3 protein-coding genes are annotated in these 4,147 nt (G+C 47.7%); all 3 read right to left on the minus strand.

Translation table 11 applies throughout. The features are described from left to right. Positions 1-122: 122 nt before the first annotated feature. The 3 genes from GPL15_RS11680 to GPL15_RS11690 all read right to left on the minus strand — a co-directional run bounded on the left by GPL15_RS11680 (position 123) and on the right by GPL15_RS11690 (position 3,905). The gene (locus GPL15_RS11680; protein WP_215698848.1) at positions 123-356 is read right to left on the minus strand and encodes an HPr family phosphocarrier protein; all 234 of its coding nucleotides are present in this window, start codon (positions 354-356) and stop codon (positions 123-125) included. Between the two features lie 175 nt (positions 357-531). After that, the gene (locus tag GPL15_RS11685) at positions 532-3,453 is read right to left on the minus strand and encodes a glycosyl hydrolase family 28 protein (RefSeq protein WP_215698849.1); all 2,922 of its coding nucleotides are present in this window, start codon (positions 3,451-3,453) and stop codon (positions 532-534) included. After that, the gene (locus GPL15_RS11690) at positions 3,453-3,905 is read right to left on the minus strand and encodes a MerR family transcriptional regulator (RefSeq protein ID WP_215698850.1); all 453 of its coding nucleotides are present in this window, start codon (positions 3,903-3,905) and stop codon (positions 3,453-3,455) included. The genes GPL15_RS11685 and GPL15_RS11690 overlap by 1 nt, the downstream gene beginning before the upstream one ends. Positions 3,906-4,147: the final 242 nt, after the last annotated feature.

The following is a 4,147-nucleotide window of genomic DNA, read 5'->3' on the forward strand; positions in this document are numbered from 1 at the left end:
CCCGACGGATTCCGCTCCCCAGGGCCGCCTCCAAACATCCAATCCCGCCTCCGCTCCCTCGTCCCGCTTTCCTGCGTAACATTCACAATTAAAGTAACTTACTCAATTAAATCCCAATTATTTTAAGCAGTAAATCGTGCAAGTTCATTAAAGATATCCGGATTTTCATTTTTTTCTGCATGGAGAACCAGTTCCACAGTGCGTGCTGCAGCCAGAGACATCACACCCATTATGGACTTAGCGTCCACGACGCAGCTGCCATATTTGATATCCGCATCATATTCATACCTGCTGATTGTGTTTACGAAATCCACCACCTGGTTGGGTCTTTCAAATTTTACCGACATACATGTCATAACCGTTCCACTCCTTTGTAAATGGGCTGATAAAAAATCATTAAGGTTTATTGTTATATTCAGTATAGGAGATTTGAGGACGGTTTTCCATGGAAAGATTTTATCATTTTATGTAATATTTTATCTGCTTTACATAAAAAATAAGGAAACGAGGTCATGCAGGCGATGAAATCTCTTATTTCATGGCCAATCCATGATAAAATGTCTCCGGCCCGCTATAGGTCCAATGGAAAGGCGCTTCCCCGGCAAGGGATTTCCGCCAGGCCCCGGCGGCTTCCACTTTAAAGGTATGGTCTGTATAGACATCCATGTTATCTAAGGTTAAGGTAGTGGATTTTGTGGTGTATTTACCGTTAACCGGATTAAAGTAATCGGTAGGATTCCGGTATATGGGTTTTCCATCCATATAGACTCTGTAAGCGTAAATGCCCGATTCATCTTCCGGCTCGTTCCAGCTCAGAACAAGGGAATTATGATCCCGGATCACGTCCAGGCCCGAAGTCCAGACCGGTGATTTAAAATAGTACTTTTGCGGGAACTCTAAAACTTCTGTGCTATAGGACAGGGTTTGCCCGTCATCTGAAAATGCAGTCAGCCGGACGGTTTGTTCACTGTTAGTCATGCGTCCGACTAAAAGTTTCAGACTATCATCGGTACGGGAACCGGATAACTGGTAATTGTATACGGTTTTAACCGGAATGCCACTGACAAAGCACCGGTAGCCCCGGATTCTGGGATCGGATTTTACTGCATTTTCAAAGGAGGCCACAGCCCAGGTATAGCCGGCTTTTTGATAAGTTACATTCAGATCTGCGGGCGGATTGAGGGGTACAAAACCGCTGTTTTCGTTCTTTGTCTCAATTCTTATACGGCAGGATGGCCCTTCTGTTTTATATCCTGTGGCGCTGACAGCGTAAATTTTAAAAATGTAATCCGTATTATGGCAAAGTCCCGATAGAATATGGTTTTTTACACCTTTGACAGGCGGAGTGATATCTACGGGGAATTTTTCATGTCCGGATAAATAGGTTTCTATGATGTAGCCGGTCGCTTTATCGTCCGCGCCGTTCCAGGTCAGGGAAATAACTGCGTCGGTTCCTGTGCTGTTTTGAGGGATGGCTTTTAGAAATGAAAGTTTTTCATCCCATTTTGGCGGATTTATGGCGTCATCGGCAGCCGGGGAGGGATCACAGTTATAAAATGACAGATTTTTGCTGCAGGCAATCTGGCTCCACGGATGTAAATTTTTATCAACTTTAACATTGTAAAAGACGGCATTTTCAACACCTGTTATGGTTTCTGCTTTTTTGTCAAGGTCTGGCGAAATTCCTGTCACAGTGATATCCTGGAAATACAGATCGTGGTGGGTATGCCACGGCCTCCAGGGTTCTTCATACCTGACATCAGCGGTCAGACAAAAGGTATTTTGGGAAATGCCGTCGGCCGTGATGTTATAGGCATGAATATCATGAAATTCAGCCGGTTTGTCGGCGGGCTCCACGGTCAGGGTCTGGTTGTTGTCGTTGTAAATGGTGCTCATAACGAAGAGCTGCATGACATTTCCCACCGCGCAGTCACGGATCAGCACGTTCCAGACGCCGCCTCCATTGACGGGGGCGCTTTTGAAGCGGAAGGGAATGTTGCTGTGATTTAACACATTGTCCTCCACCAGCATATCGCAGATTCCGGCTCCGGTGTGGCTCCCTGCGGCTATGGCGCCGCCATGGCCGTGCCGTAAAAAGTTATTAAATGCCCAGATATTCCGGGACGGCTGCTGACCGGCGTCCGAAACGCCTTTTCCCAAACCGGTTGCGAAATTAATGGAATCGTCTCCGGTATCGAAAAAGCAGTTGTAAACCAGGGCGTCGGACGTGTTGCCCAGCTCGATTCCATCGGCGTTGTTGGCGTCGTAGGTGATGTATTTTACATTTTCAGCGGCGGCATTTTTGCTGTCCAGGATGGCGATGGTGTGGAAGGCGGGGTTTTCAGCGGTAATGCCTTCAATGTAGATATTTTCCGCGCCGCGGATTACGATCAGATTGGGGCGGGTGGAATAAGCGCGGGCAGCATCCAGGCCGTTTTTCTGGCTTTTCATGGAAGCGTCGGCGGCCAGGATTCCGTAAGAGGATTCCGGCGAAGAGGCGGAATATACTTTCGCGTTGGTGCCGCATACCCATTGTTTCAGGAGGTAACGGGGGTCTTCGGGGTCTCCTGGCAGGAGAGACTGATAAGCGGGAGAAAAGCCGCTGCCTGCGATTTCGTCTCCGGCTCCGTATTTCCAGCCGTTGCCGGATATGGTTCCTTTGCCTACAATTCGGATGTTGGACAGGGGCATTTTTTCATCACTGCTGTAGGCGTTGATCAATGCCCAGGAGCGGGTGTCGGTGGAATAGGGATACAGCAGATAGTTCCGGTCGTAGTGATCTGCATTGGGGGAACCGAGCAAAACAGCGCCTTCTTCCAGCTCCAGGGTCATGCTGCTGTGAAGATACAAAGCCCCGCTCATCCAGATTCCATTTGGGATCACCACCCGGCCGCCGGCTGTGCAGTGGTCAATGGCGGATTGAATGGACTTTGTGTTGGATTCAATGAAACGGCTGGTCTCTTCATCATAGGAAGTAAATCCGCCAAAGACCGGTTTTGCACCGTAATCCACAATATTGAAAGTGTCTGGAACCGGAGTTGTTTTCCAGTTGATGGAAGCTGGTTCGCCTAACCTGCCTCCCTTCGAATCTAAAGCGGTCACTTCAAAATGATAGGAGGTATCGGGAGCCAGTCCGGCAGCTTTAAAGGAATGAATGTCCACATTTACCATATCGATATTTCGTTTCTTATAATATTGGTAAAATGCGTCCATATACGTGTGTGCCCAGTCTGCATGTTTTTTGAAATTCTCCCTGGCTGTACCCGCCGCCTGGCCGTTTATGGTAACCGCATAATCGGCAATGGACTGGTAATTTTCGGGTTTCTGCCATACAAGAGTGATAGAGGTATGGTCATAAGCCAATACGGGGACTTGAAGGCCGGTAACCTGGAAACTTCCCTGATTTTGACAGTATTTGGGCGCGGCGGTCATTTTTTTGATGGGTATATTCATCAGTTTAGTCCCTCCTCTGGCTGAACCGGCGAGGTAAATGAACATTTTTTCCGCATTTCTGGCGGAATGGTCTGGTGGACTTTTTCTGTTCCTGCATCCAGTGCGGTTTTGTAATACCAGCATTTGTAATTGATGACGTCCAGGGAGTTCTGAAGAAGTTTGATCTGCTTTTCCGTCTCTTTTTTTCGCTCCAAAAACATCTGATACCGTTTGTCCAGACTGGCATCGCCTTCCATGCACCAGTCGATAAATGTTTTGATCTCTTTAATGGACATGCCGGTGTTTTTCAGGCATTCAATAATAGAAAACCATTCCATATCTGAATCTTTGAAACGGCGGATGCCGGTTTCGGTGCGGTCTACGAACGGCAGCAGGCCTTCTTTGTCGTAATAGCGCAGGGTGGAAGGGGTAAGACCGATTTTGCGGGCAATATCTCCGATTGAGTATGTCATAGGGACCTCCTTATATGTAGTGAGTTAGAGTTAACTTTAAGATATGGGATTATCATACTGCAAATATGGCGGGAGGGCAAGAAAGATTTGAGTAATCTTTATTTAACATATTCGCGAAAGTAACGCCATGAATCCTGGAAATGGGGACGGACGGGGGCGGAGGCCTGCTTGGAGGTTTGACGCCGGGCGGAGCGGAATCCGTTGGCGATGAAAACCGGCTTCCAACCGTAAGTGAAACTAAG

The sequence above is a fragment of the Clostridium sp. MCC353 genome, assembly GCF_018785315.1.
GTDB lineage: Bacteria > Bacillota > Clostridia > Lachnospirales > Lachnospiraceae > CHH4-2.